The 26,769-nt window shown below is 65.0% G+C and carries 30 protein-coding genes; 19 read left to right on the top strand and 11 right to left on the bottom strand.

Going from position 1 to position 26,769, the window contains the following annotated elements:
* The first annotated feature begins 103 nt into the window (after positions 1-103).
* The 5 genes from ACYVII_RS14695 (at position 104) to ACYVII_RS14675 (ending at position 4,625) form a co-directional block, all read left to right on the top strand.
* Positions 104-1,060 (top strand): FAD:protein FMN transferase, encoded by a 957-nt coding sequence (locus tag ACYVII_RS14695; protein WP_460536386.1) that lies wholly within the window; start codon positions 104-106, stop codon positions 1,058-1,060.
* The gene (locus ACYVII_RS14690; RefSeq protein ID WP_460536384.1) at positions 1,050-1,613 is read left to right on the top strand and encodes a ferric reductase-like transmembrane domain-containing protein; all 564 of its coding nucleotides are present in this window, start codon (positions 1,050-1,052) and stop codon (positions 1,611-1,613) included. The genes ACYVII_RS14695 and ACYVII_RS14690 overlap by 11 nt, the downstream gene beginning before the upstream one ends.
* Complete coding sequence (locus ACYVII_RS14685; protein WP_460536382.1) at positions 1,610-2,824, top strand: NADH-ubiquinone oxidoreductase-F iron-sulfur binding region domain-containing protein; 1,215 nt, start codon at positions 1,610-1,612, stop codon at positions 2,822-2,824. Before ACYVII_RS14690 ends, ACYVII_RS14685 begins: the two co-directional genes overlap by 4 nt.
* Positions 2,825-2,832: 8 nt before the next feature.
* Positions 2,833-3,066, top strand: a complete 234-nt coding sequence (locus ACYVII_RS14680; RefSeq protein ID WP_460536380.1) for a ferredoxin — start codon at positions 2,833-2,835, stop codon at positions 3,064-3,066.
* 143 nt (positions 3,067-3,209) lie between these two features.
* Positions 3,210-4,625, top strand: a complete 1,416-nt coding sequence (locus ACYVII_RS14675) for an MFS transporter (protein ID WP_460536378.1) — start codon at positions 3,210-3,212, stop codon at positions 4,623-4,625.
* Between the two features lie 95 nt (positions 4,626-4,720).
* Here ACYVII_RS14675 and ACYVII_RS14670 read toward each other — a convergent pair whose 3' ends face one another.
* Complete coding sequence (locus ACYVII_RS14670) at positions 4,721-5,905, bottom strand: MFS transporter (protein ID WP_460536376.1); 1,185 nt, start codon at positions 5,903-5,905, stop codon at positions 4,721-4,723.
* 35 nt (positions 5,906-5,940) lie between these two features.
* Positions 5,941-6,450 (bottom strand): DUF2127 domain-containing protein, encoded by a 510-nt coding sequence (locus ACYVII_RS14665; RefSeq protein ID WP_460536374.1) that lies wholly within the window; start codon positions 6,448-6,450, stop codon positions 5,941-5,943.
* 18 nt (positions 6,451-6,468) lie between these two features.
* Here ACYVII_RS14665 and ACYVII_RS14660 point away from each other — a divergent pair, with 18 nt between their 5' ends.
* The 3 genes from ACYVII_RS14660 to ACYVII_RS14650 all read left to right on the top strand — a co-directional run bounded on the left by ACYVII_RS14660 (position 6,469) and on the right by ACYVII_RS14650 (position 9,111).
* On the top strand, positions 6,469-7,059 hold the full coding sequence (locus ACYVII_RS14660; RefSeq protein ID WP_460536372.1) for a Chromate resistance protein ChrB: 591 nt from the start codon (positions 6,469-6,471) through the stop codon (positions 7,057-7,059).
* A 71-nt stretch (positions 7,060-7,130) separates the two neighbouring features.
* Positions 7,131-7,841: a phosphatase PAP2 family protein gene (locus tag ACYVII_RS14655; protein ID WP_460536370.1), complete on the top strand. Its 711-nt coding sequence runs from the start codon at positions 7,131-7,133 to the stop codon at positions 7,839-7,841.
* Between the two features lie 16 nt (positions 7,842-7,857).
* Positions 7,858-9,111, top strand: coding sequence for a chloride channel protein (locus ACYVII_RS14650; protein WP_460536368.1), 1,254 nt, complete (start codon positions 7,858-7,860; stop codon positions 9,109-9,111).
* Positions 9,112-9,124: 13 nt separating this feature from the next.
* On the opposite strand, the gene ACYVII_RS14645 is transcribed toward ACYVII_RS14650, so the two are convergent.
* The 5 genes from ACYVII_RS14645 to ACYVII_RS14625 form a co-directional block, all read right to left on the bottom strand.
* Positions 9,125-9,496: a hypothetical protein gene (locus ACYVII_RS14645; RefSeq protein ID WP_460536366.1), complete on the bottom strand. Its 372-nt coding sequence runs from the start codon at positions 9,494-9,496 to the stop codon at positions 9,125-9,127.
* 39 nt (positions 9,497-9,535) lie between these two features.
* Entirely contained in the window at positions 9,536-10,237 is a 702-nt protein-coding gene (locus tag ACYVII_RS14640; protein WP_460536364.1) for a DedA family protein, read from the bottom strand.
* The gene (gene lgt, locus ACYVII_RS14635) at positions 10,237-11,145 is read right to left on the bottom strand and encodes a prolipoprotein diacylglyceryl transferase (protein WP_460536362.1); all 909 of its coding nucleotides are present in this window, start codon (positions 11,143-11,145) and stop codon (positions 10,237-10,239) included. Before lgt ends, ACYVII_RS14640 begins: the two co-directional genes overlap by 1 nt.
* A gap of 156 nt (positions 11,146-11,301) precedes the next feature.
* Entirely contained in the window at positions 11,302-12,051 is a 750-nt protein-coding gene (locus ACYVII_RS14630) for a phosphatase PAP2 family protein (protein WP_460536360.1), read from the bottom strand.
* Positions 12,052-12,121: 70 nt separating this feature from the next.
* A complete protein-coding gene (locus ACYVII_RS14625; protein WP_460536357.1) occupies positions 12,122-13,345 on the bottom strand; it encodes a hypothetical protein in 1,224 nt (407 codons plus the stop codon).
* A 258-nt stretch (positions 13,346-13,603) separates the two neighbouring features.
* Between ACYVII_RS14625 and ACYVII_RS14620 the strand changes: the two genes are divergently transcribed.
* Both ACYVII_RS14620 and ACYVII_RS14615 read left to right on the top strand, forming a co-directional pair.
* Complete coding sequence (locus tag ACYVII_RS14620) at positions 13,604-13,801, top strand: hypothetical protein (protein ID WP_460536354.1); 198 nt, start codon at positions 13,604-13,606, stop codon at positions 13,799-13,801.
* Between the two features lie 44 nt (positions 13,802-13,845).
* Positions 13,846-14,790 carry an alkaline phosphatase family protein gene (locus tag ACYVII_RS14615; RefSeq protein ID WP_460536352.1) on the top strand — a complete coding sequence of 315 codons (945 nt, stop codon included), beginning with the start codon at positions 13,846-13,848 and terminating at the stop codon, positions 14,788-14,790.
* Between the two features lie 76 nt (positions 14,791-14,866).
* Here the strand turns inward: ACYVII_RS14615 and ACYVII_RS14610 are convergent, their stop codons facing one another.
* Positions 14,867-15,478 (bottom strand): hypothetical protein, encoded by a 612-nt coding sequence (locus ACYVII_RS14610; RefSeq protein WP_460536350.1) that lies wholly within the window; start codon positions 15,476-15,478, stop codon positions 14,867-14,869.
* Between the two features lie 914 nt (positions 15,479-16,392).
* Between ACYVII_RS14610 and ACYVII_RS14605 the strand changes: the two genes are divergently transcribed.
* The 5 genes from ACYVII_RS14605 to ACYVII_RS14585 all read left to right on the top strand — a co-directional run bounded on the left by ACYVII_RS14605 (position 16,393) and on the right by ACYVII_RS14585 (position 22,164).
* Entirely contained in the window at positions 16,393-16,890 is a 498-nt protein-coding gene (locus tag ACYVII_RS14605; protein WP_460536348.1) for a DUF305 domain-containing protein, read from the top strand.
* Positions 16,891-17,080: 190 nt separating this feature from the next.
* Positions 17,081-17,287, top strand: a complete 207-nt coding sequence (locus tag ACYVII_RS14600; protein WP_460536346.1) for a heavy-metal-associated domain-containing protein — start codon at positions 17,081-17,083, stop codon at positions 17,285-17,287.
* A 56-nt stretch (positions 17,288-17,343) separates the two neighbouring features.
* Positions 17,344-19,665, top strand: coding sequence for a heavy metal translocating P-type ATPase (locus tag ACYVII_RS14595; RefSeq protein ID WP_460536345.1), 2,322 nt, complete (start codon positions 17,344-17,346; stop codon positions 19,663-19,665).
* 67 nt (positions 19,666-19,732) lie between these two features.
* On the top strand, positions 19,733-21,859 hold the full coding sequence (locus ACYVII_RS14590; protein WP_460536343.1) for an HAD family hydrolase: 2,127 nt from the start codon (positions 19,733-19,735) through the stop codon (positions 21,857-21,859).
* Positions 21,856-22,164 (top strand): metal-sensitive transcriptional regulator, encoded by a 309-nt coding sequence (locus ACYVII_RS14585; protein WP_460536341.1) that lies wholly within the window; start codon positions 21,856-21,858, stop codon positions 22,162-22,164. Before ACYVII_RS14590 ends, ACYVII_RS14585 begins: the two co-directional genes overlap by 4 nt.
* Positions 22,165-22,185: 21 nt before the next feature.
* Here the strand turns inward: ACYVII_RS14585 and ACYVII_RS14580 are convergent, their stop codons facing one another.
* Positions 22,186-22,431, bottom strand: a complete 246-nt coding sequence (locus ACYVII_RS14580; RefSeq protein ID WP_460536338.1) for an SHOCT domain-containing protein — start codon at positions 22,429-22,431, stop codon at positions 22,186-22,188.
* Between the two features lie 94 nt (positions 22,432-22,525).
* Between ACYVII_RS14580 and pdxS the strand changes: the two genes are divergently transcribed.
* The 4 genes from pdxS to ACYVII_RS14560 all read left to right on the top strand — a co-directional run bounded on the left by pdxS (position 22,526) and on the right by ACYVII_RS14560 (position 24,945).
* Complete coding sequence (pdxS, locus tag ACYVII_RS14575) at positions 22,526-23,428, top strand: pyridoxal 5'-phosphate synthase subunit PdxS (protein ID WP_460536336.1); 903 nt, start codon at positions 22,526-22,528, stop codon at positions 23,426-23,428.
* A complete protein-coding gene (gene pdxT, locus ACYVII_RS14570) occupies positions 23,425-24,039 on the top strand; it encodes a pyridoxal 5'-phosphate synthase glutaminase subunit PdxT (RefSeq protein WP_460536334.1) in 615 nt (204 codons plus the stop codon). The genes pdxS and pdxT overlap by 4 nt, the downstream gene beginning before the upstream one ends.
* 66 nt (positions 24,040-24,105) lie before the next feature.
* Entirely contained in the window at positions 24,106-24,429 is a 324-nt protein-coding gene (locus tag ACYVII_RS14565; protein ID WP_460536332.1) for a cation diffusion facilitator family transporter, read from the top strand.
* 201 nt (positions 24,430-24,630) lie between these two features.
* A complete protein-coding gene (locus ACYVII_RS14560) occupies positions 24,631-24,945 on the top strand; it encodes a DF family (seleno)protein (RefSeq protein WP_460536330.1) in 315 nt (104 codons plus the stop codon).
* A 38-nt stretch (positions 24,946-24,983) separates the two neighbouring features.
* Here the strand turns inward: ACYVII_RS14560 and ACYVII_RS14555 are convergent, their stop codons facing one another.
* Positions 24,984-26,324, bottom strand: coding sequence for an NAD(P)/FAD-dependent oxidoreductase (locus ACYVII_RS14555; RefSeq protein WP_460536328.1), 1,341 nt, complete (start codon positions 26,322-26,324; stop codon positions 24,984-24,986).
* 22 nt (positions 26,325-26,346) lie between these two features.
* A complete protein-coding gene (locus ACYVII_RS14550; RefSeq protein WP_460536326.1) occupies positions 26,347-26,763 on the bottom strand; it encodes an arsenate reductase ArsC in 417 nt (138 codons plus the stop codon).
* Positions 26,764-26,769: the final 6 nt, after the last annotated feature.

Below are 26,769 nucleotides of genomic sequence, written 5' to 3'. Positions count from 1 at the left end.
ATCGCCTGTTACATCGGGACAATCCTCCGGTCCATCGCAGGCGACCTCATCGGGGTCTTGAGCGACAGCCGCTTCAGACCGAGCCCGGAGGGGGGGACACTCGATGACTCCGACACACGGCGTCGCAGAAGCTCTCGTTCGACGCGACTGGACGGTCTGGGGTCTTGCGGCTTCCGTCGTCGTAGATAATCCGACGATGCTCGACGCAGCGGAGCGGACGGTGCAAGACCTGCTCGAGGAGATAGATCACGCCTGCAGCAGATTCCGTGCCGACTCGGAACTCTCATTACTGCGTGGACGTCTTTCTCACGGCGCTGAAGTTTCGCCCATCCTCGCGAGCCTCGTGGCCAACGCACTGAACGCGGCCGAAGTCAGTGGGGGCGACGTGGATCCAACCCTAGGCAATGAATTGCACGCGCTCGGATACGACCGCGACTTCGCCGAGATCGCGGCCACAGGAGCCTCTGCCATCGCGGTGAGTATGCTGCGACGGCCAGAGCCAGGTTGGACCCGCGTCTCCCTCAGGCATCGGGTGCTCACGGTGCCCGACGACATCGCTCTCGATCTCGGCGCAAGCGCCAAAGCGGTCGCTGCCGACCTCGCTGCCCAGCGCATCGCGACTGGGCTTGGCACCGCAGCGCTCGTCAGCCTGGGTGGCGACATCGCCACTGCCGGTGAACCGCGACACGGGGGCTGGGAGGTGCTCGTCCAGGACACGCCTGAGGACCCTGCACAACGAGTGCGGCTCGAAGGCGGCTGGGCCATCGCAACCTCCAGCACGCAGAAGCGCCGATGGATGGTCGACGGGCGAAGCGTGCATCACATCCTCGATCCCCGATCCGGTCTTCCCGCTCCGGCCGTGTGGCGCACCACGACGGTGGTCGCGCGAACCTGTCTCGAGGCCAACGCGCTCAGCACCGCGGCGGTGGTGCGCGGCCGCAAGGCGATCGGATGGCTTGCTCGGCAAGGTGCGCCGGCGCGCCTTGTCGACGGCCACGGCCGCATCTACATCACCGACGGGTGGCCGCACGACGAGCGCGGAGATCGCCGTGTTCGATGACGCGATGTGGGCTTTCGGGAGGATCAGCGGCATTCTCGCGCTGGCGCTGTTCACGATCACGCTGGTCTTGGGCATCGTCACACGGTCCGGTCGGCCACTGATCGGGATGCCGCGGTTCTCGGTCACGCTCGTGCACCGCAATGTCGCCCTGCTGGCATCCGCGTTCCTGGTACTGCACGTGGGCACGCTCATGCTCGACAGTTACGCCCACCTCAACCCGGCCGACGTCGTAGTCCCCTTCCTCGGCTCGTTCAAACCGTTCTGGCAGGGGCTTGGGACGGTCGCGTTCGACCTGCTGATCGCGATCGTGATGACGGCGCTGCTGCGCCGCGCGGTAGGTGTGCGTGCTTTCCGGTTCGTGCATTGGTTCACCTACGCGATGTGGCCGATCGCTGTGGCACACGCCATCGGTAACGGCACAAACGGCACTGATGCCTGGTTCCTGCTCGGGAGTGTCCTCGCCTGCCTCATGGTGGTGGCCGCCGTGATCTGGCGGCTCACCGATCGCTTCACGGAAACCGCAAGAAACCGGCGGGAAAGCGGTGCGCTGTGAGCGCAACGTCAGCATCCCGCCTCTTCGCCGCAGGACCGCGCGCGAGCTATCGGGCGCATCTGGAGACCTACGGCCCGATCGACACGGGTGGGAGTCCGGCCGCACTCCTCGGGGAGATCGAACGCTCAGGTCTCACCGGACGCGGAGGCGCAGGGTTCGCCACCTGGCGGAAGATGCAGGCGACCGATGCCGCGCGCGCGAGCCGCATGATCCGGAACCGTCCCATCGTCATCGCCAACGGCGCCGAAGGCGAGCCGCTCAGCCTCAAGGACAAGACCCTCCTCGAGAATGCCCCGCACTTGGTGATCGACGGCCTCCTTGCATCGGCTGCAGCGCTGCACGCTTACCAGGCCTATATCTACGTGGCAGCCGGCATTCTGGAAAGGCTCGGAGGGGCGCTCAATGAGCGCCCCGACCACCGTCGCATCACCCTCGCCGAAGCGCCCGACACGTTCATCTCCGGCGAGGCCAGCGCGGTGGTCAACAGCATCGGAACCGGCAACGCGGTTCCGCAAGACCGCGTGAGGCGACTCAGCGAAGCAGGGCTGAAGGGTCGTCCCACTCTGGTGCACAACGTCGAGACGCTCGCGCACATCGCGCTCGTAGCTCGCTACGGTGGAGCGTGGTTCCGCAGCGTCGGTTCCCATCGCGACCCGGGCACCAGGCTCGTGACAATCACGGGGCGCGTGCCCACGGAGCGGGTCATGGAAGTGCCGGGGGATTCCGTGCTCTCCGGCATACTCCGAGCAGGAGGTGCCGATCTTATGGGGGTGCGGGCGGTGCTGGTCGGCGGATTCCACGGCACGTGGGTACCGCGCGACGCGCTGGATGCGCCGCTATCGATCGAAGGGCTTGCGCCTCTCGGGGCCTCTCCCGGCGCGGGGCTCCTCTCTGTCCTTGGCACGGGCGAATGCGGGCTCCGCACCACGGCGAGGATCGTCGACTATCTCGCCGAGCAATCCGCCCGCCAGTGCGGCCCATGCATGTTCGGACTCCCAGAACTGGCCAGAATGCTTGCCGAACTGGCCAACGGAACGCGAAGGCAGAAGCTTCCCGCCCGCCTGCGCGCCCTCGCGGGCGACATCACGGGACGTGGATCGTGCCATCACCCGGACGGAACGGCCCGCCTGGTCTCCAGTGCCCTCTCGGTCTTCCGCGACGATGTGCATGCCCACCTATCCGGCCGCTGTCTCAGTTCGAGGCGCCGTTAGGAGCCAGCGTGATCGATGCCGAGAATGACGCCCGACTGCACATCGACTGGACCCGCTGTGACGGTCGTGGGCTATGTGCGGAACTGCTTCCCGAGCTCCTCGACAGGGATGCCTGGGGATACCCGCTGCCGTTGCAATCCGGTGACCGTTCTGACGTGATTATTCCACCCGAGCTCATTTCGGCGGCGGAGAGCGCCGTGAGCGTATGTCCGCTGCTGGCGCTGACGCTGCGCGACCGCTGATAGTGGCCCCGCACGACGGATTCGCGCTCTCGGCCGGTAGCAGGTTGCCGGTGCCCGCAGTTGCTGGATCAGCGCTACATGCAAGCTGCAACGAAAACGTACGCTGAAGACGCGCTTCGCACGCGCGTCGGCGGGAGGTCGCAGTGTCCAAGAATATTGATGTAGGCAAAGCGTTGGACGAGGTACGAATCTCTCGGTTCCACGTCAGGGCGGTCTTTACCTCGGGTATGGGCTTCTTCACCGACTCGTACGACCTTTTCATCATCGGTACAGCCTCGGCGTTGATCCTGCCGGACTGGCATCTGACGCCGGTCGAGGTGGGGCTGATCAACTCGATGACCCTTCTGGGAGCGTTCTTCGGCGCCATCGTGTACGGCCGTTTGGCGGACTGGCTTGGCCGTAAGAAGATCTATGGTTTCGAGGCGGCGATAATGTTGGTCTTCGCCCTGGCTTCCGCTTTCTCGCCGAACATCGTGTGGTTGATCGTCTTCCGGTTCATCCTGGGACTCGGCATCGGCGGGGACTATCCCGTTTCTGCTGTGTTGATGAGCGAGTACTCCAATCGCAGGAACCGAGGACGCCTGGTCGGTTCAGTGTTTGCGCTACAGGCCCTCGGCACGATGGTCGGTTACGGTGTCGGTCTGGCGCTGCTGAGTACTGGAATGGACCACGACCTCGCGTGGCGACTCATGCTCGGTTTCGGTGCACTCCCCGCCGCGGCGGTGTTGTACGCCCGCAGGAAGATGCCCGAGTCGGCGCGGTTCCTGGCCAAGGTGAAAGGGCGAGAAGAGAAAGCTGCGAGGAAACAGAGGACGTATTCGCAGATCATGCCCCCGGAGCTCACCACGACGAAGGCAGCACGGATGTCGTTCCGGACGTTCATCACCCACCGCAGATACGTGCTCAGCCTATTGGGCACCGCAGGCACCTGGTTCGTTTTCGACTACGCGTACTATGGCAACGCCGTCTCCGCGCCTCTCATAGTGAAGGACGTTTTGGGTGCGGGCGCGACGATCGAGCAGTCTCTCGCGTTCAACCTGATCATGTTCACCGTCGCGGCGCTGCCCGGTTACATCCTCGCGGTAATCTTCATGGACCGAATCGGCCACCGCCGGTTGCAGCTCATCGGGTTTCCCCTGATGGGTCTGGCGTTCCTACTGATCGGGATCATTCCCGGCATCACGGATGCGATCATTCCATTCATCGTGCTCTTCGGAATCAGCTTCTTCTTCGCCGAATTCGGGCCGAATACGACAACGTTCGTATTGTCGGCGGAGGTCTTTCCGACCGCCGCCCGTACCACGGGGCACGGAATATCGGCCGGAGTCGCGAAACTCGGCGCGTTCATCGGCGTCTATCTGTTCCCGGTGATCTTCGCCGCGATCGGCATCTCCGGCGCCTTGCTCTTCTCCGCGGGAATGGCGCTGATCGGCACCCTGCTCACCCTGCTCATCCCTGAAACAGCGCAACGCAGTCTGGAGGAAATCTCCGACGAAGATCGAGTGGCAGCGGCGGCCGAAGATCGGTCGCCCAAGTTCGAGCCACCGAGCACCGGGTAGGCGCGGCCCACCAGTGGCGTCCGGGCGAACAGTTGCGCGGCATCGGTGGATTTCAGCAAGCGGTTGACCACCCGTCAGCCGAAGGGTGGACGACCTCACGCGACGTTGGGTTCCGCTGAGCCTGATCGTTTGAGCCCGAGAGCCGTGCTCGCGGCAGCTGCGGTGGCCACGAGTGCTAGAGCTGCCGCCCCACCGGTGACACCGGCCGAGGCTGCGATTGCGCCGACGAGGAGCGGGCCGCCCGCGTCGCCGAGTTCACGTCCGAGTTCGGCGCTGCCCATCGTTCGCCCGAGCCGGTTGCTCGGCGTGGTCGCCGCCAGGTGCGCGTAGGCGAGTGGCGTCGTGATGCCGACGCTCAGGCCGATGAGGACGGCGGATGCGTACAAGGCAGCCGGCGTCGTCCACATCATGAGCAGCATGCCGGTCGTTCCGATGACCAGCGCTGCTGTAATCCCGGCTCGTGCGCTGATCCCGGCGTTGTCGTGAATTCGCCCGACTAGCGGTTGGGCGGCAGCGGAGAGCACCGCGATCACTGCAAGAGGGGCTGCACTCGGCATCGGGTCGAGTCCTGCGCGGGTGAGCAGGAGGGGGAGGTAGCCGACCGCGGCGCCGAGGATCGCCGTCGTGGTCGCCAGGGCGAGTGCCGGAATGACGAAGCTGCGGTCGGCGGTCTGGCGGACGAGGTCCGCCAGCGTGTACTGAGTTCGCTGCATCGTGGGCAGTGGCGGAACACCCATCGCGACCCATCCGGCTGCGATCAGCGCCAGTACGACCAGGGTGGTGTAGACGGCACCGATACCCGCGAGTGTGAGGAGCAGCGCGCCAAGGACTGGTCCCGCGGCGTAGCCGATGCTTTTCCATGCCCCATAGCGGCCGAAGTAGCTTCCCAGACGGCCCTGCCCGGCCAGCCGCGCCAGAGCACTCGAGGAAGCGGGTGAGAACGCGGACGCGGCTGCACCTTGCCCGAGCCGCGCCAGCGCCATAGTGACCGTTGTCGGGCTGAGGCTCGGAAGAGCCGAGGCGAACGCGAAGGCGATCAGCCCTGCGATGATGACCGGCTTCACCCCGATCCTGTCGCTGAGCGCGCCGAAGACCGGTTTGAGCACGACTTCGGCCAGGTCGTAAAGAGCCAGCATCAATCCGAAGGTGAGCAGTGAATGGCCGAGCCTGCTTGCTTCGATTCCCAGAACTGCCGCCACACCGTGCGCTCCGAACGCAGTGGTGAATCCGGCGAGGTACAGCGGCGCTAGGGTTCCGCGTCGGGTTCGCGTCGATGCCATAGACGCATTGTAACGACCGTTACACATCCGCTGGTTCAGGGGTTCGTCTCTAGGTCAATTCGTTGTGTGCGCCGCCGCTTGTGGAGGCGGTATTCGCGTGCGGTGAGCATGACGATGAAGATGTCGAATGCGGTGAGCAGGAGGAGTCCCCAACTGAAGTGGAGGATGAGTTCGTAGCCCTGGTACCCGATGAAGAGCACTAGGAATCCGATCAGCCACGGGTATGCCCAGAGTCTGTCGCGAAGGACGGCGACGACGAGGAAGACCTTGACGATTCCGTGGAGCAGGAGGTAAATCGCGCCGAATAATGTCGCGGAGACATCAAGGGTATTGCTGTAGGTGATGAGCCAGTTCGCGATCAGGTCGTGCGGATCCTCGCTCAGCTCATGACGGGTAAGCGCCCGGACGGCCGCAGCGATCTGCGCTGGTGTGACGAGCAGAAGCGCGACGCCGCCGACAAGTTCGAGCACGCCGTCCAAGCCTTTCAGGATCAGACTGATGAAGAACGTCCGATCCAGCAGGGTGTGCTCACGGCCCGCCTTCATGTGACGAACGTTACGCTCATGGTCGTGACGGCAGATGTGAGTTGGGTTCTGGTCTTCGTGCAGTTGCCCTCGGAACCGTCCCGTCACCGGGTGGCGGTCTGGCGGGAGCTGCGCAAGGGCGGTGCTGTGCCCGTGTCTCAAGGAGCCTGGGCGATGCCGGCAGCGCCGGCCTTCACCAGTTCGCTCCAGCGGGCGGAAGAGCTCGCTCAGGCGGGCGGGGGAGTGTTCGCTGTGATCGATGCCAGTCCGCGCACGCAGGCCGGTGAGGCTCTGATCGCGGACGCGTTCAGGTCTGCTCGGCTGGACGAGTGGAACGAGTTCGAGGCCGACTGCGGCAAGTACGAGGAAGAGATCGCCCGCGAGATCGCCAAACAGAAGTTCACCTTCGGCGAGCTTGAAGAGGAAGAGCAAAGTCTCGATCGATTGCGGCGCTGGTACCGCGACCTGAAGAAGCGTGACATCCTTGCCCTGCCCGAAGCCGACGCGGCCGAGGAGCGGCTGCGGCATTGTGAAGACATCCTGGGGGAATACGCCGAGATGGTTTACGACGCGATGCGCGGTTCCGCCGCCGCCAACACTCTCCCCGCGGACCCGGAAGAGGCTCGATGAGCACGACCGTCCCGGGGAGAACCTCCGATCCGCGCATCCGGCTCGCACGACTCCCGCAACTGCGGCACTGGTTGCTGGCGAGCCTGGCCGGCACCCTCGTCCTCTTCCTGCTCGGCTTCGCCGCGAAGCTGATCCCCGGCGTCCTCCCCGCCGAACTCGCACTGGACGAGGAACTCACCGATCATCAGCAACCGATCCTGAACTGGGCGAGCATCGCACTGTCCACCGTGTTCTCACCGCCGGGCATCCTGGTGATTGTCGCGATCTCGTTCCTCTACCTGCTGCTCGTGCGCCGCTCGCCGGTCAACGCATTCGCCTTCACCGGCCTGGCAGCATTCGGATGGCTCTGCTCCGAGATCTTCAAAGTCGCCGTCGGGGAGCCCCGCCCGAATGCGTCACTGCTCGACCATCCCTTGCTGGCGGAAAGCGGGCATGACAGCTTCCCCAGCGGACACACCACCTTCATCGCCTGCTATGCGATCGCGTGCTTCCTCTTTGCCCGCCGCACGCGGTGGCAGTTTCCCGTCGCTGCCGTCGGCATCCTTGCCATCCTTGGCATGAGTGCCACCAGGCTCTACGTCAGTGCCCATTACCTGACCGACGTCATGGGCTCCGTCCTCCTTGCTCTCACCGCCGCCGTCTTCTTCACCGGCGTTTGGAACCGCATCGGAATGCGCACACTCGACAAGCTGCCACTCCTCAAACGCGTCGGACCGATCCCGCGCTATGACCAGCTACTCATCCCTCCGTCGCAAGAATCGCGTAAAAGGAGGCGCTATTGATCGATAGCATCGTCAGGTGAGGCGCTCATCGAATCCGGTAGCGCCTTCGTGGTTGCTTCGCCTGATTGTGGCGACTGTCCTGGTCGGTGTCGGATCGGGCCTGAGCGGTCTGGTTGTGGCAGCGGGACTTCATCTGATTCAACACTTCGCGTACGGCTACTCGGGCGGGACGTTCCTCGAAGGGTTGCTGAACGCGCCGCCGTGGACACGCGTAGTCGCCTTGACGTGCGCGGGCGTCATCGGGGGCTTCGGGTGGTGGGCGCTGAGACGCTGGGGCCGCGCGTTCGTCTCTGTCGAGGCGAGCGTCGCCGGGCGGCGGATGCCATCGATCGTGACGCTCGCCAACGCCGCGCTCCAAATCGTCATCGTCGGGCTCGGGGCATCGATCGGGCGTGAGGTTGCGCCGCGTGAGCTCGGCGCCTGGTTGGCCGGGTGGTTCAGCGAGCGTGTGGGCGTGAGTGCCCGGGAACGTCGCATTCTCGTTGCCTGCGGCGCGGGTGCAGGCCTTGCCGCCGTCTATAACGTCCCGTTGGGCGGGGCGGTTTTCGCTATCGAGATCCTGCTGTCCGAGATCAGCTTCGCGACGGTTCTGCCCGCGCTGGCGACAGCCGCGATAGGAACTCTGGTCGCACGACTTGTCGTCCCCTCGACGCCCCTCTACGTGGTTCCGAAGTTCGATCAGTCGCCCTCGTTGCTGATCTGGTCGGTGCTGGCCGGTCCGGTGCTCGGCCTAGCCGCGATCGGGTTCGTCAAACTGGCGCGACTCGCACAAGCGCACCGGCCGAGGTCCTGGGGGATCCTCGTCGTGATGCCCGCCGTGTTCGCCGCCGTCGGGTTGGTCGGTGTCGCCTTGCCCGCTGTGCTCGGAAATGGGCGGTCCCTTGGCCAGATCGCCTTCGAAGCAACGATTCCTCTCGGAGTGATCGCCGTCGCCATGGTGGTGAAGGTCTTCGCGACGGTCGGCACCATCGGAAGCGGCGCGGCGGGCGGCACCCTCACCCCATCGTTGGCAATCGGTGCTTCCCTCGGCGCGGTGATCGGTGGCGTGTGGGGATTGCTGTGGCCCGGAGTTCCGCCCGCCGCGTTTGCTGTGATCGGGGCTGCTGCGTTTCTGGCTTCCTCGATGCGAGCACCGTTGACCGCGCTGATCCTTGTGCTCGAGTTCACTAACGAGGGCCCGGCAATGCTCGTTCCGATGATGCTCGCGGTTGCCGGGTCTGTCGCGGTCGCCTACGTTGCGGGCCGCGGTGGATTCACCGGCGTGGGTTAGGGCAGGTACCTGTTCATTTGTGGATCAGGTACTCCAGAACGGCCAGGGCGTCGAGGCAGGCGCTGAGGGCCACGACCGCGAAGATGATGCCCACCATGACTTCCCAGGGGCCTGAACGTTCATCGTGAGCCCGCCGATGCCTGACCCATCCGATGAGCACGGACAAGGCGAGCAGCGTTCCGGAGACGCATGAGAACAGCGCAATGTCTTGGCCGATGCCGGTGCCCCCGAACAAAGGCAGTTGGGTAGCCACCCACACGGCGGCCACCATGAGAGCAACGGCGCCCGCAATCTGCGCCAGAGCGGCGCTTTCGTACCGCATAAGCGGCCGCGGATCACGTTCGGGGCCTGCGGTTCCCCTTGAGCGGCCGTGATGCATGCCCATACTCCAACCATACGTTCACGAGCTGGCGTGGCGGATGATCTATCTCCGACTGCCGGCCGTCTCAGGGCTCTCGTCAGCCGGTGTTCCTGCCTGCTTCCGTAGGCGAGCGCGCCGGACCAGAATGACTCGTAGCAGGAGCGGTCCCACCGAGAGCACGACGATGGCGATGAGCACCATGTCGATGTACCGGGAGACGAAATCTGCAACGCCTGGCACCTGGCCGAGCAGAAACCCGGCGATCGTTACGGCCGCGGCCCAGGCATACGCGCCAGCGATGTTGAGAATGGTAAAAGTCCAGCCGCGCATCTTGCCTACTCCGGCCGCGACCGGGGCGAAGGTGCGAACTACGGGGACGAATCGTGCAAGAAGGATGGATGCCGCGCCGAATCGGTCGAAGAATCGGTGCGTGCGTTCCACGCTTGTGCGGCTGAAGAACCCCGACTCGCGTCGGTCGAAGACGGCCGGGCCCGATCGCCATCCGATGAGGTACCCGACCTGGCCGCCTATCGCCGCTGCAGCACCGACAAGCACGATGACGAGCCAGAGTGGTTGCCGAATATGGCCGGTCAAGGTCATGACTCCCGCGAAGAACAAGAGAGTGTCGCCTGGCAGGAAGAAGCCGAGGAGCAATCCGGTCTCGGCGAACACCACTCCGCAGACAACGATGAGTGCCCAAGGTCCCGCGCCGTCGATCATGGACTGGGCGTCGAAGATGCCCGTTGCGGGAATCCCGTGCACCATCAGACCGCCTCGCGTCCGCTGTTCGACCGGTCCGCCGGAACCACCGTGGGCCGTTCTGCCGCAGCTCGTGGTCCTCTGCCCGGCAGGTACGGCGACACCTCGGGGCCTGGATGCCGTCGCGTCTGAACAACAAAGAGCACGATACCGAGAGCAACGGCGACGAAGGAGGCCCAGACGTTGGCGGGGATGCTGAGGAATCCGTCGCTCGTCGGATCGATTCTGATCGCTTCCAGCCAACTGCGACCCAGGCCATACCAGATCAGGTACACAGCGAACGCGCGTCCCAAACGAAGAGACAGGCGTCGTTCGAGAACGAGGATGATGACCACACCGGTCAGGTTCCAGATGATTTCGTAGAGAAATACAGGGTGGAACAGGGTTCCCGCTGGTAGGCCGGGCGGGAACTTCGGATTGCTGGATTCAATCTGCAGTCCCCACGGCAGCGTCGTCGGAAGGCCGAAGAGCTCGTGATTGAAATAGTTCCCCAGGCGACCTAACGATTGCGCCACCAGCATCCCGGGCGCCAGCGCATCTGCGAAGGACCAGAACCGAAGGCCCGCGCGGCGGCAAGCGATATACGCGCCGAGCGCACCCCCCAGGAGCGACCCGTATAGCGCGTTTCCGCCGTCCCAGATGGCAAAGACGTTCCACAAGTTCGCGCCGGGGTAGAAGTAGTCGCCGATGTGTGTGAACACGTGATAGAGCCGTGCGCAGACGATGCCGAGCGGTACTGCCCAGATCAGCACGTCGACGACCACGCCGCGGTCGGCACCCCGGTGGGCCAGGCGCTGTGAGGTGATGATCACTGCCGCGATGATGCCAGCAAGGATGCAGAGCGCGTACGTGTGGATCGTCAATGGCCCGATATGGAATTGGGCCAACGCAGGATCTGGGCTGGGAATGCTCATCGACCGCACGAGTACCTCATCTCAATGGTTGGAACCGCCACGCGCTTTCGGTGCCTAGAGCAGCCCGATTGATGTCACGCATCAAGGACATGCTGCTGTTCTCGTTCTCAGGGGGCGCCAAGATGCCGCTAACTGACACCTCGCCTGAGTGCCTCATCAGCTCCCGGATCGCGCAGCGACACGGTGCGGTATACGGGCCGGATCTCTGAGGAAGGGCACGAGCGGCATCAACCAGTCCACCCAGATGAGGCGTGCCGCGGGAGCGACCGCAAGCGACCAGACGACCGATGCCGCGACGTCAGTCGGATAGTGCACCGCATCGATGGCCAGCGGCACGGCGACGCCGACAATCAGGACTGTTCCGAGGATGACCCCGGCCGGAAACCAGCGAGTGCTGCGGAGCACGAAGAGCAGCGCCAGAACGAATGCCGTGACAAAGACCGTGTGACCGCTTGGATACGACGGATCGAGCTGTACCGGAGCGAACGGGTGCGCCAGCAGGTGCACATCCGGTCGCGGTCGATGCACGAGTAGCTTCACAATGTCAGACGGAATCCAGGTCACCGCAACAACTCCAGCGAATGCCACCGCAACCCGCAATTGCCTGCTGAGTACCCAGATGACACCCGTGACGACCACGGTCAAAGCGATTGCGGGCACGGGAGCGAACACCTCGTACACGCGATTCGTGAGACGACCGAAGGATCCCGTGTGCATGACGTTGAGAGTCTGGGATAGCGCCAGATCGACCGGGTTCGACCGCAGCAGGAATCCGACGCCGGTGAGTACGACGATCACCACCCCCGCCGTGACGAGAACGGCCACCGGGTGCCCGGAACGGCGCAGTATCCGATTCACCGGTTTTCGGATGCTCGTACCGTTCGCCGTCTGAGTATCTGTGGACATGGGAGAACACTCCCGGCAACGGCCCAAGATTCGCCCAAGATCACCCTCGGGCTCGGCGAGGGGACGACGATTAGGCAGTCAGGACGCGATTGGCCTGGCGTTGCCGTTCCGCTGAATGGGCGCCGACGAGCACCGCGATCGTGACGCCGATCAGCCCGGCCGTGCGTACCCAGGCGTGAAGTGCCGGCAGCCCAGTCAGTAGGTAAGTCGGTGCGTACACTGAAGCCGCCGCTGTCAGGGTGGCCCACGGCAGACGACCGCGGAACAAGGCCAGGTCGCACAGGACGGTGCCGAGTATGAGTTCGATGTCGTAATAGCCCTTCACACTGGGGTCCAGCCCGAGCCGGACCGCGAAGATCACCGCGATCGCGGCGGCGGCCGAACGCCAGCGGACCGCTACAACAGCTAGACCAGTGGCGACGAGTAGCTGGGCAGGTCGGCACCACCAGGGGGTAACCGTGGTGTGAACAGGAAGCAGTGACAGCGTTGAGGCCGGTTCTATGGGAATGGCGAATCGCGCCGCGTTGATCATGTGCGCACTGGTCACGAGGAAAGGAATCCAGCAGGCCGCGATCGTGGCGCCCCACAGCACGAACAGAGGCGCCCACAGACGGCGCTCGGCCAGCAGCAGCAGCGCCGCCGCGGGAACAGCCCAGGGTTTTGCATCGACACTGCCCGCGAGCAGGAGAGCAGCGAACGCCGGGTGTCCGCGGCGGAGTGCGAACAGAGCTGAGGCGAGGAACGCCAACGCAAGCGCGTCATCCAAGTGCCCGTAACGTATCGCCAGTTCGGCCCACGCCACCAAGGCGACGGCAGCACCGATCCACCACACGACCGAAGCTCGCCGGTCGCGCAGCGCAAGTGTCTTGAACATCAAGGTCAACGTGGCGACGCCGAGGCCGGTCATCAGCAGTGACGCGACGACGGCCCCGACCGGGGTGGGCAGCAGCGACAGGGGGGTTGCGACCAGGAACGTGAACGGACCGAACTGCAGTTGAGGATGCGTCGAGTAGACGTGAAGCACCGAACCGTTGAGCACCAGTTCACCGGCCGTCCGGAAGAAGTGCCACGAGATCGGCATCGCATCCACGTGAAACGCTGCGACAACGGCACTCATCACGGTCAACGCCAGTACCGGATGCCGGTTCAGCAGGCGAACGACGCTTGCAAGGCCGCGCTGTCCCGAGGACGGCGGGTGACTGTCCGGGGCCGAACGTCTCCGTTCGGCCCCTTCCGCTGCCGAGTCGGCTGCGGACGCGACGCGAGTGGCAGTCCGACTCGACGTATCGCTCAAACCGGATCTCCCTCAGCCTTCGCGTTCAGTTCGGCACCGCTACGGTCGCCCCTCGTTCCCTCCATCAAGCACGGGGCACTCGAAGAATCGACGGAGAACCGAGAGATGGGAGGCCAGCCGAACATCTCCCTCCATGGTGGGATCCTCAGATAAGAGCGAGTGAAGACCGGCTGGCAGGCGACCGAGACTGTGGCCGCCCACCTGAGAGAGCGTCAGCAATCGGTTGTCACGACTGAGCGGCCCCCGCAGATTGGGACCATGGGACGCAACAGACGCAGCACCGGCGCCCTCCTCGTCATCGGCACGGTGGGCTTCTACGCGGCTGCGCTCCTGGCGTTCAGCCTTGTCGCGGCCACAGGCAGCCTTGGCCTTCTCTGGGCCGTGATGCCCCTCGCCCTGACCGCGCTCGCTTTCACCGTCGCCCTTGAACTGCACGCGAGACGGCGGGTGCAATGAGAACAGCCCGCCGAGACACCCGCACAACCACGGCAAGGGCCGCGGTGAAGCGCTGGCCAGCCATCCTGGCATCCGGAGTCCTGGTCGCGCTCGTCCTGACCGGATGCACCGCCGGAAACCCCGATCACGTATATCCCAGCGCGGGTACGCCTTCCAGTTCTGCGTCTCGACCAGCACCGGCAGCCCGGGCCCCGACCGGACCGTTGCAGCACGTCGTCATCATCGTCGACGAGAACAAACCGGCGCAGTCGGTGATCGGGAACGCACACGCTCCGTACCTGAACAGCCTCGCGAACACTTATGCGCTGGCGTCGCGATACTCGGCGGTGACACATCCGAGCCTGCCGAACTACCTCGCACTGACCAGCGGCACCACCGGCGGCATCACAACGGATTGCAACCCGCCCGGAGGTTCCTGCATCGACACCGGACCGAACATCACGCAGGAAATCGACCGGTCAGGACGAACCTGGAAGATGTACGCCGAAAGCATGCCCGCACCCTGCACCACTGCCAACTCCGGTTCATACGCGGTCAAACACAACCCGTTCCTCTACTTCCCGGACGTGACAAGCAACGCGGCATACTGCGCCGCTCACGACGTTCCGTACACTCAACTTGCCGCCGACCTCGCGTCGACCACGAGCCTGCCGAACTACGTGTTCATCAGCCCGACCCTGTGCAACGACATGCACGGCTGCTCGATCGCGACCGGCGACGCCTGGCTGCAGTCGAACGTTCCACGCATCCTCGCCCCCCCAGCATTCACCACGCAGCGTTCGCTGCTCGTCATCACCTTCGATGAAGGAGACCAGACGAACAACGTCGTCACCTGCGTCTTCGCAGGGTCCGCAGCTCGACGACACACCGTCTCCGCGGCAGAAATCACGCACTACTCGCTGCTGCGCACCATCGAAACCGAGTGGGGGCTCGCCGCTCTGACCAGCAATGACGGCGGCGCGGCACCTATGACTGCGCTGCTCGGGTGAGGCGCCAGCGTCGGCGCACCGTCTCGCGCAGGTATGCACCGACTCGCGACAGCGGTGCTTTGCGCTGTGACCGTGTCTAGTACCCCGACGGCCAGGTGAAAGGGGGCGGCGGCGTCGCCTTGGTGCCGTTGCGAGTGACGACGATGTCGATGTCTGCGCGGTCCGCCAATGTGATCGCCGCGGGGTCACCGGAGACCTTCTTGCCGTTGACGAAAGCCGTGATGGTGTCGCCCGATGCTGTATCGAGGGACCCGATCCGCTTCGAGCTGAGGGCGACGTTCCACTCTGTGAAGACCTGACCGAGGGTGAACTGCGCTTTCACCGGTGATTCGACGTGCAGGATGCCTGATGCATCGTGCGTGTGAAGGGGTGAGAGCGTTTGTGCGTTCTCGTCCACGCCGATAAGCGCGGGAACCGGCACTGGCTGCCCGTCGACTGTGACGGTCAGGTGGGAATGGATGTGCTCCACGGACCCTTCGCTGCTCAGCATGCCGAGCCCGGCGGCTTTCGCGCGCGCTGTCGGATCCGCGGGTGCGGGCCACGGAGGGGCGTCGGTGGCGCCGCTGGCAGTGCGCGCCGGTGTCGCGGGTACCGCGGGGGACGCCTTGAGGCTGGGCTTCGCCGTGACCAGGACCACCGAGACCCCGCCGACGACGATGACCACGGCAGCGGCGATAGCCGACCACATGATGATGCGGTTCCTGCGCTCTCGAGCGCGCTACTCGCGGAGAAGCTCTGCCGCTTTTCGCCGGGCTTCCCGGCTGCGAGCGCTGGATCCAGAGGGCATTGATGGCGTCCTTCGTTGATTGTCGGTCCATTGTCGACGGGGGCACTACGGCGTTGCCTGTGAGAGTCTGGTGAGAGTTCGTTCGGACCGATGCTGATACCTCTCCCGGGTATCATTTCCCGGGTGGGTGCACGCGCGAATGGGTGGGGGCGAACAGCCACCGCGGTCGTTTTGCGTGCCCTCTTATCGCTAGGGCTCATCCTCGGAATCGCTGCGATGCATACCGTGATCGACACTCCCATGATGGCTGCCCCCGCGACATCCGGCCATGTCATGGCACATGTTGCCCCGGATGCCGGTGCAGCGCTGGCGGATTCAACGTCACCGGAATTGCCGGGAGTCGCTCTGTCGATGGTGGATGCCGTGGGCGGCGTTGTCAGATCGGCGATGGGTTCGCCGTCGCATGAGGCAATGCACGCGTGCTTGTTCCTGGTTGGGGGTGCGTTGCTGTTGATGCTCGCGCTCCCGCTGATGCGAAGTAATGCCTTCGGCTGGCGCCCTCTCTCGGTCTTCGGCGTCGGGCGTCCCATGGTTGGGATGCGGGGAGCCGAGCGCATAGTCGCGCTTCAAGTGCTGCGGAGGTGATGCGCGGGAGGACTCTGTCCTGTGGCCGAGTCCGTGTTTGCTTCCTTGAACCGCATCAACCTACTTGGAGTACCACTATGAAAATCGCACCGCGTTTCGCTTTGGCCGGAGTCGTCTTGGCCGCTGGCGGACTATTGGCCGGTTGCACGAGTTCCAGCATGGGTGACACGCCAGGAATGTCGCATTCGTCGTCCTCGGCTCCGGCTGCGTCGCATAATGCGCAGGACGTCATGTTTGCGCAGATGATGATCGTGCACCACCGGGGCGCGATCGAGATGGCAGACCTCGCCCCGTCACGGGCGGCATCGCAGGAGGTCAAAGATCTGGCCGTGAAGATCAAGGCGGCGCAACAGCCCGAGATCACCAGAATGCAGGGCTGGCTGAAGGGCTGGGCTGAGCCGGAGACAATGCCGGGCATGGGGTCGAGTCCGAACGACTCGAGTCACGACATGTCGGGAACGGGAACGTCCTCGCCCGGATCCGACATGAGTTCCATGCCAGGGATGACTCCAAGCGACATGGAGGACCTCAAGGCCGCCACCGGGACTGCCTTCGACAAGAAGTTCTTGAGCCTGATGATCGAACACCATCAGGGCGCCGTAGACATGGCGAAACAGGAACAGTCCGGCGGCAAGGACGCGGCGGCGAAGAAGCTTGCGAACAGCATCGTCACGTCGCAGACCGCGGAGATCTCCGAGATGAGGACCATGCTCGCCGCGATCGACTGATCCGGCGCAGTTTCGACGTCCGCACCGGCTCCGGTGAGGCGCCAAGCGCTTAATCGCATCCGCCTCACCGGGGTCGGCCAGCCACCGCACTCGCACCCACGAAGACACATCGTTGCGGGAATACGGGTGGGGGGTATCATGTTGTCGAGTAACGAGGATACCCCTCGCGCGTATGTCCAGGAGGATGAAGATGACGACGACCGAATACCAGGTGACCGGGATGACCTGCGGGCACTGCGAGATGTCGGTGCGTGAAGAGGTGGAGCAGATCCCCGGCGTGGAGGGCATCCAAGTTTCTGCTGCGAGCGGCAAGCTCGTCGTCACCGGCACCGGTGTTGAGGACGGCCAGGTTCTGGCAGCGGTGGAAGAGGCGGGCTACCGGGCAGTTCCCGCCTGAGGTAGCGGCGCATCCCGCTGGGCAGTGCAACGTGTGAACGAATCACGGAGGAGTAGATGACAACGTCGGCGACGGGTGCCGCGGCTGCCAGTATCGAGCTGGAGGTCGGCGGGATGACGTGCGCGTCCTGCGCGATGCGGATCGAGAAGAAGCTGAACAAGCTCGACGGCGTTCAGGCGACGGTGAACTACGCCACTGAGAAGGCGCGCGTCATCGCTCCGGTGGGCCTGAACCCGCAGGCGTTGATCGCCGAGGTCGAGAAGGCCGGGTACACGGCTGTACTGCCGGTGAAGACCGATGAGCCGAAACGATCCTCGGATCGTTCAGGTGTGGATGCTCCGGATGCTGAACTCGTGTCGTTGCGGCAGCGGCTGATCGGCAGCGTGGTGCTGTCGGTGCCGGTGATCGTGCTGGCGATGGCTCCGGCGCTGCAGTTCACGTATTGGCAATGGCTGTCACTCGCTCTCGCCGCCCCGGTGATTGTCTGGGCGGGCTGGCCGTTCCACAAGGCGGCGTTGACGAATCTGCGTCACGGTGCGGCGACGATGGACACGCTGGTGTCGGTCGGCACCATCGCCGCGCTGGTGTGGTCTCTGTACGCACTGTTCTTCGGTACGGCGGGCATGCCGGGCATGCGGCACGGGTTCGAGTTCACGATCGCGCCGAGCGACGGTGCCGGGAACATCTATCTCGAGGTCGCCTCTGGTGTGACGATGTTCGTGCTTGCCGGGCGCTATTTCGAGAAGCGGTCCAAGCGGCGGGCCGGCGCCGCACTGCGGGCGCTGCTCGAGCTCGGCGCGAAAGACGTCGCCGTGCTCAGAGACGGGGTGGAGACCCGGGTCCCGACGGAGCAGCTTTCGGTCGGTGACGAGTTCGTGGTGCGGCCGGGGGAGAAGATCGTGACAGACGGTGTCATCGTCAGCGGGACGAGCGCCGTGGATGCGTCGATGCTGACAGGTGAATCGGTGCCGGTCGAAGTGGCGCCCGGTGACGCGGTGGTCGGTGCCACGGTGAACGCCAGCGGCCGGCTGGTGATCAGGACTACGCGAGTGGGAGCGGATACGCAGCTGGCGCAGATGGCCAAGCTCGTGGAAGACGCACAGTCGGGTAAGGCCGAGGTGCAACGCCTCGCCGACCGGGTGTCCGGGGTCTTCGTTCCGATCGTGATCGGTATCGCCCTGGTGACGCTCGCCGTATGGTTCCTGCTCGGGTTCCCCGCGGAGGCGGCGTTCACCGCAGCGGTCGCGGTACTGATCATCGCCTGCCCCTGCGCGCTGGGGCTGGCCACGCCGACCGCATTGTTGGTGGGCACCGGCCGCGGGGCTCAGCTGGGCATCCTGATCAAGGGTCCCGAGGTGCTGGAGTCCACACGCAAGGTCGACACGATCGTGCTCGATAAGACCGGCACCGTGACGACCGGCAATATGACGCTCCTGTCCGTGCATACCGCAGACGGGGTCGACGAGGCTGAGGTGCTTCGCCTGGCCGGTGCTGTCGAGGACGCCTCCGAGCACCCGATCGCGCAGGCCATCGCGAAGGCTGCGACGCAACGCGTGGGCACCCTGCCTGTGGCCGAGTCGTTCGTGAGTGTCGAGGGCAAGGGTGTGCAGGGCGTGGTCGAGGGACAGCTTGTGCTCGTCGGTCGCGACTCGCTGCTGGGCGAGTGGTCGGTCACGACGGATGCCACGCTCACGGCGGCGAAGACTGCTGCGGAGTCTGCTGGCCAGAGCGCCGTGCTCGTCGCATGGGACGGTGCTGCCCGGGCGGTTCTCGTGGTGGCCGATGCGGTCAAAGACACCAGCGCCGAGGCTGTCGCACAGTTCACCCGTCTGGGACTGACTCCTGTACTGCTGACAGGTGATAACGACATCGTGGCGCGCAGGGTTGCGGCGGAGGTGGGCATCGATGAGGTCATCGCCGAGGTGCTCCCGAAGGACAAGGTCGACGTCGTCCGCCGCTTGCAAGGGCAAGGCAACGTCGTCGCGATGGTGGGCGACGGCGTGAACGACGCTGCGGCGCTCGCGCAGGCCGACCTGGGGCTGGCCATGGGCACGGGGACTGATGTCGCGATCGAGGCTGCCGATCTCACCCTGGTGCGCGGCGACCTGCGTTCCGCGGCGGATGCCATCCGGCTCTCCCGCCGCACGTTGGGAACGATCAAGGTCAACTTGTTCTGGGCCTTCGCGTATAACGTGGCGGCAATCCCGCTTGCTGCACTCGGCCTGCTGAACCCGATGATCGCCGGCGCCGCCATGGCGTTCTCGAGCGTCTTCGTCGTCAGCAACAGTCTCCGGCTGCGGAGATTCCGCTCCACGGCCGGCGCAAACGACCGTGTGTATCCGCAGGCGCGGGCGTCGGCGTCACTGCAGAACGCCTGAGCCCCGGATCCACCGCAGCGCCTATATCCGCAAGTAATCAGCCACTCCAAACACGGTACGGAGCAGAATGATGACCGACCGGCATGAAAACGGTCCCGCGAACCTCGTGGACGAGCGGTCCGATGAGCACGCACCGCACGCGATGAGTGCTCACGACATGTCTGGCGGCACGGGGCATGATATGTCCGGCCATGCCGGGCATGACATGAGTGGTCACGTCGCCCGGTTCCGACGCCTGTTCTGGGTCATGCTGGTGATCGCCGTTCCGGTGGTCGCGTTCTCGCGCATGTTCGCGATGATCCTCGGCTACACCCTGCCGGATGCGGCATGGGCCAGTTGGATCTCGCCGGTGCTGGGCACCGTGATGTATGCGTGGGGTGGTGCGCCGTTCCTCACCGGCGCGGTCGGGGAGTTGCGCGCTCGCAAGCCGGGCATGATGCTGCTGATCGCGCTGGCGATCACGGTTGCGTTCCTGGCGTCGTGGGGTGCGAGCTTGGGCATTATCGACCATCAGCTCGACTTCTGGTGGGAACTTGCGCTGCTGATCGTGATCATGCTGCTGGGGCACTGGATCGAGATGCGTTCCCTCGCCCAGACGACCTCAGCACTCGACTCCCTTACCGCGCTGCTGCCGGACGAGGCGGAACGCGTCGAGGGCGACCGAACGGTCACGGTGGTCCCGTCCGAGCTGCGGGTCGGCGATCTGTTGGTCGTGCGGCCAGGCGGTCGGGTACCGGCCGATGGCACGATCGTCGACGGGGCGGCGAGCATGGACGAGTCGATGATCACCGGCGAGTCGCGCACGGTGCGCCGGGAAGCGGGCGACCCGGTCGTCGCGGGAACCGTCGCTACCGACTCGGGAGTCCGCATCGAGATCACGGCAGTCGGCGAGGACACGGCCCTTGCTGGCATTCAACGCCTGGTGACCGAGGCGCAGAACTCGTCGTCGCGTGCGCAGCGGATTGCCGACATCGCGGCTGGATGGTTGTTCTGGTTCGCGCTCGGCGCCGGCATCGTCACCGCTCTCGTCTGGACCCTTATCGGCCTGCCTGATGACGCGGTCGTGCGTACGATTACCGTGCTGGTGATCGCCTGCCCGCACGCTCTGGGCCTGGCGATTCCGCTTGTGGTCTCGATCGCGACGGAGCGAGCAGCGCGCGGCGGTGTTCTGATCAAGGACCGGCTCGCCCTGGAAAGCATGCGCACCGTCGACACCATTCTGTTCGACAAGACCGGCACCCTCACCAAGGGGGAGCCGACGGTGTCAGCGGTTCAGGCATCCGCTGGTATCGATGAGGGCCGGATGCTCGCCCTCGCGGCTGCTGCAGAGGCCGACTCCGAACATCCGCTGGCCCGGGCGATCGTCAAGGCCGCGAACGACCGGGGACTGACCGTGCCCCGTGCCACCGGGTTCGAGTCTTCTCCGGCCGTCGGCGTGACTGCGATGGTCGACGGCGTGCGCGTGCAGGTCGGCGGTCCGAACCTGCTCGAGCGGGAGAGCGCCGAGGAACTGGATGCAGCCGCCGGGTGGCGCACGGAGGGTGCGATTGTGCTGCACGTGCTGGCCGATGGGCGCGCGATCGGGGTACTGAAGCTCGCCGATGAAGTGCGTGAGGAGTCCCGGCACGCGATTCAGGCGCTGCATGCGCAGCACGTTCACGTGGTCATGATCACCGGCGATGCGGAAGCGGTCGCCGCATCCGTCGCCGCCGACCTCGGCATCGGCCGCTACTTCGCCGGCGTGCGGCCGGAAGACAAGTCCGCGAAGGTGAAGGAGCTGCAGGCCGAGGGACGCAGGGTCGCGATGGTGGGTGACGGTGTGAACGATGCGCCGGCGCTCGCTCAGGCCGATGTCGGCATCGCGATCGGAGCGGGAACGGACGTCGCGATCGCCTCGGCCGGCGTCATCCTGGCCAGCGACGATCCGCGGTCGGTGCTCTCGGTGATCGAGCTGTCTCGCCGCAGCTATAGCAAGATGAAGCAGAATCTGTGGTGGGCTGCCGGCTACAACCTGATCTCTGTCCCACTGGCGGCCGGGGTGCTCGCCCCGATCGGATTCGTGCTGCCGATGTCGGTCGGTGCGATTCTGATGTCGCTATCGACCATCGTGGTCGCGCTGAACGCGCAACTACTGAGGCGGCTGGACCTGCGACCGGAGGTGAGCACCCGAGCTGCTCTGTCCATCAAGGAATGACGATGACTGAAGAAGAACACGCATCACACGGTTACATCACGGACAAACGGAAGTATTTGAACCGGCTCAAACGCATCGAGGGTCAGGCACGCGGTGTCTATCGGATGGTCGATGAGGAGAAGTACTGCATCGACATCCTCACCCAGATCTCCGCCCTCACTTCCGCGCTGCAGTCCGTCGCGCTCGGACTGATGGACGACCACCTCAAGCACTGTGTGTCCGATGCCGTCAAAAGCGGCGGCGACGAGGCGAACGCGAAGCTGAAGGAAGCATCCGACGCGATCGCGCGGCTCGTCCGGTCATAGGACCGATCGAGTCACTATGGGTCACTGCAGCATTTCGCGGCGCTTCTGGTATTCGTCGTGGTCGATCTCGCCTCGCGCATACCGTTCATCGAGGATGCGACGAGCCGAGTCAGTGCGCTGGCCCGTCCACTGCTCTCGTGGTGAGTTACCTCGTGCGAGCCGGATGATCAACAGAATCAGAGCGACGATGGCAGCGACGCCGACCACGATCCATACGAGCATCCACGGCCACATCATCGCCATTCCGGCGTACCCGTATCCCATCATCCCGGTGTCCTTCCACTGAGGTACCTGCCGGTATCTCTGGTTCTGGCATAGCACGACGGTCTGACGGTCGCAGTACTCCAGTAAAATCGGGGTCGTGAGCGACGTCGAAGAGACACACCAGGTAGGTTCCAACCGCGTCAAGCGCGGACTGGCGGAGATGCTCAAGGGTGGCGTCATCATGGACGTCGTCACACCGGAGCAGGCACGCATCGCTGAGGATGCGGGCGCCGTTGCGGTGATGGCCCTCGAGCGGGTGCCGGCGGACATCCGCGCCCAGGGTGGCGTCGCGCGCATGAGCGACCCTGACCTGATTGACGGGATCATCTCGGCGGTCTCCATCCCGGTCATGGCGAAGGCGCGCATCGGGCACTTCGTGGAGGCGCAGGTGTTGCAGGCGCTCGGTGTGGACTACATCGACGAGTCCGAGGTGCTGTCTCCGGCGGACTACGTGAACCACATCGACAAGTGGCCGTTCACTGTGCCGTTCGTCTGCGGGGCCACCAACCTGGGCGAGGCGCTGCGGCGCATCACCGAAGGTGCGGCGATGATCCGGTCGAAGGGTGAGGCCGGCACGGGGGATGTCTCGGAGGCGACCAAGCACATTCGGAAGATCACCGGCGAGATCAACGCTCTGAAGTCCATGACGAAGGACGAGCTCTACGTGGCGGCGAAGGAGCTCCAGGCGCCCTACGAGCTGGTGGCGGAGATCGCTGAGACCGGGAAGCTGCCCGTCGTGCTGTTCACCGCAGGCGGTGTCGCGACACCGGCCGATGCGGCCATGATGATGCAACTGGGCGCGGACGGCGTCTTCGTCGGCTCCGGCATCTTCAAGTCCGGCGACCCGGCGAAGCGTGCGGCCGCGATCGTCAAAGCGACCACGTTCTACGACGACCCGTCGGCGATCGCTGACGCCTCCCGCGGACTGGGTGAGGCGATGGTCGGGATCAACGTCGGCGACCTTCCTGCACCGCACCGGCTCGCCGAGCGCGGCTGGTGACACTTCGCGGAGAGTCATCGTTCCGCTCAGGATCGAAGATCAGGGCCGGTGTGCTCGCCTTGCAGGGCGACTTCAGGGAGCACGCTCGAGTGCTGGCATCCCTCGGCGCTGATGTTGCCCTGGTACGCAGGCCCGAAGACCTCAACAGCATCGACGGTCTGGTGATCCCTGGCGGCGAATCGAGCGTGATGGACAAGCTCGCCCGCACGTTCGGCCTCTTCGAACCGCTTCGGCGACGGATCACAGACGGGATGCCCGTGTACGGTACCTGCGCCGGCCTCATCATGCTCGCCGATCGGGTACTCGACGCGAGCCCAGGTCAACAGACCCTCGGGGGTCTGAACATCACGGCGCGGCGAAACGCGTTCGGATCGCAACTGGAGTCATTCGAGGCTGACCTGACCGTGTCGACGCTTGGCGACCAACCGATGCATGCCGTCTTCATCCGAGCCCCCATCGTGGAGAAGGCCGGTAACGACGTCACAGTTCTCGCCGCACTCGACGACGGCCGCGTCGTCGCGGTGGAACAGGGGAACCTTCTCGGCACCGCCTTCCACCCCGAGATGGCCGGAGACACCCGCTTCCACCAGCGGTTCCTCGAACGACTCTGACCTGGCATCCCCGCGCCTTATTCCCGCTCCTCATATCCTGACGACACACCTTGAGCCGTAACCAGTTTGCTGATCGCCATCTCGATCCTGATCCTGCTGTGGGGAACCGTGAAGCAGATCGGTCGACGACTGATAGACGGAATCGACCCGCACCTTCTCGACAAGGCCGAGCACGCTCTGGAACACACCACCGGAGTCACTTCAGTTCAGACGCTCCAGCTGCGCTGGATCGGGCACCGCCTCACCGGGGCGGCCACCATCGAAACCGACGCGCTGACACTGCACGAGGCCGGACACGTCGCCGAAAACGCCGGGCAACGTGTTCGGGGTGCTCTGCGCAACCTCGACAGCTTCACCGTGACACCGGTCCCGGCCCACGACCGCGACTGACGAACAGTGCATCAATGCGGCATGTCCCTCGTTGACGTCGATGTCGACACAGAGTGGTCGTATGCACACCGGCGGATGCTGAGCGCGTCGGCTCGGTCCGCAGTTGCGGGACGGTCGGGCTATCGACTGGGCACGTTCAGCTCCTTCAGCGGGACCGTTGGCATACGAGATCGGAAGTGCCGCCGGGCGCACAATGGGTAGGTGATCATCGAAGTGCTGCACATCGACGAGTGCCCGAACTGGGAACAGGCCGAAGCTCGAGTTCGCGAGGCGTTGGCGCGACGCGGCGACACCAGCACCGCCGTCACCGGCCGACTCGTGCAAACCCGAGAAGAAGCAGCTCAGGTGCCGTTCGCCGGCTCGCCGACGATCACGCTCGACGGTGACGACCTCTTCCCGAACGAAGGACAGACGACCGACCTCGCCTGCCGCGTGTATGTGACGCGCAATGGATTGGCGGGCCTCCCGACCGTCGAGCAGATCGTGGAAGCACTGGAAACACGCATGTTGCGATGACCGCAGCCTTCCCGGCCGTCGTCGCCTGGCGTTGAGTTTCAGGAGCAGCCGCCGGCGGCGGGCGATCCGCAGCAGGCGAATGTCTCCGCGGTGTCGGTGGAGCAGACGCCTATTTCCGGCAGCACGAGTTGGACGTCTCGCGCGGATTGGTGGTCGCCTGCGAGTTCGGCGGCGATGGAGCGTACCTGTTCGTATCCGGTCAGGAGGAGGAATGTCGGAGCACGGCCGTAGGACTTCATGCCGGCGAGGAAGAAGTTCGGCTCGGGATGCGTGAGTTCGGTAACGCCGTGCGGTGGGACGGTGCCGCAGCTATGCAGGTTCGGATCGATCAGCGGTGCCAGCAGCCGGGGCGCCTCCACGACGTCATCCAAACCGAGTCGGATCTCCCGCAGCATGTCGATGTCGGGCCGGAAGCCGGTGGCGTTGACGACGACATCGGCCTTGATCGTGGCCGGCTCTCCCGCGCGCCGGCCGAGAACGGACACGCGGCCGCTATCGAGTGGGCGCAGGTCATCGATCTCGAACCGGTCGATGAGGGCGACTGCTCCGTAACGCACGAGGTCGTGTGTGACGCTGCCGAGTTTTCCGCGCGCCTCGAGGGCGTCATCGTTCGACCCGTACACGCGGACCGGGTCATTGCCGCGGATCGCCCAGGTGATCGTGGTGCCGGGCACCTGGCGGGCCAGCTCGGCCAGCTTCAGAAGGGTGTTCGCAGCCGAGTGACCGGCACCGACCACGAGGGTGTGCTTGCCGGCGAAGCGGTCCCGCTCGGTTCCGAGCACGTCGGGCAGTGCATGGCTGATCACCGCTGCGGTTTCAGCACCGGAGGTCAGCGGGAGACCGGATGCGTTCAGGGTGTTCGGAGTGGAGTAGGTGCCGGAGGCGTCGATCACCGCCCTCGCCAACCGCTCGGTTGTTCCGCCCGGGGCCGCGAGGCGCAGCAGGAACGGGGTGTCCGCGCGGCCGGTGGAGCGGGTGCGGTCCATGCCTTGCCGTGACACGGCCTTGACCCGCGTGTTGTAGAAGATCCGGGATGCCAGCTCGGGGGTGGCGGCCAATGGAGTGACGTACTGCTCGACCAGTTCGGTTCCGGTGGGGAGTTCCGTTGCCGGCGGTTGCTGCGAGCCGGTCTTCTCCAGAAGCCGCACACTGGCAGCATCGGTCACGTACCGCCAGGGTGAGAACAGGCGGGTGTGTCCCCAGGCGAGGATCGCGGTTCCGGCACTCGGACCCGCCTCATAGACGACGACCTCGACGCCTCGTTCGAGAAGGTGCGCGGCCGCTGCGAGGCCGACGGGGCCCGCGCCGATCACGGCGACCGGAAGCCCGGCCAGTCGCGGAGCATCCGTTCGGGGTGGGACGGTCAGGGTGAGAGACATGCGAACTCCTTCGGATCAGGCTTCAGACGTTGATGGTGTCCGGATGCAGTTCGGCCAGCAGAGCCTGCACGCGCGCTTTGATCGCGTCCCGGATCGGGCGTACCTGCTCGATCGGGAGCCCGGCCGGGTCGGTCAGTTCCCAGTCTTCGTACCGTTTGCCGGGGAAGATCGGGCACGCGTCGCCGCATCCCATCGTGATGACGACATCCGAGTCCTTGACCTGCTTGGTCGTCAGCAGCTGCGGGACGGTGCCGGTGATGTCGATGCCGTCTTCGGACATCGCTTGCACGGCGATGGGGTTGATCGTCTCGCCCGGCTCCGAGCCGCCGGAGAACACGTCGACGGCACCACCCGAAAGAGCCTTCATGTAGCCGGCGGCCATCTGCGACCGGCCGGCGTTATGCACACAGACGAACAGCACGGTCGGCTGGTTAATCATCGTGTT

This window comes from Humibacter ginsengiterrae (assembly GCF_054780115.1).
The sequence above is the reverse complement of the archived record's forward strand: the minus strand, read 5'-3'. Positions and strand labels throughout refer to the sequence as shown.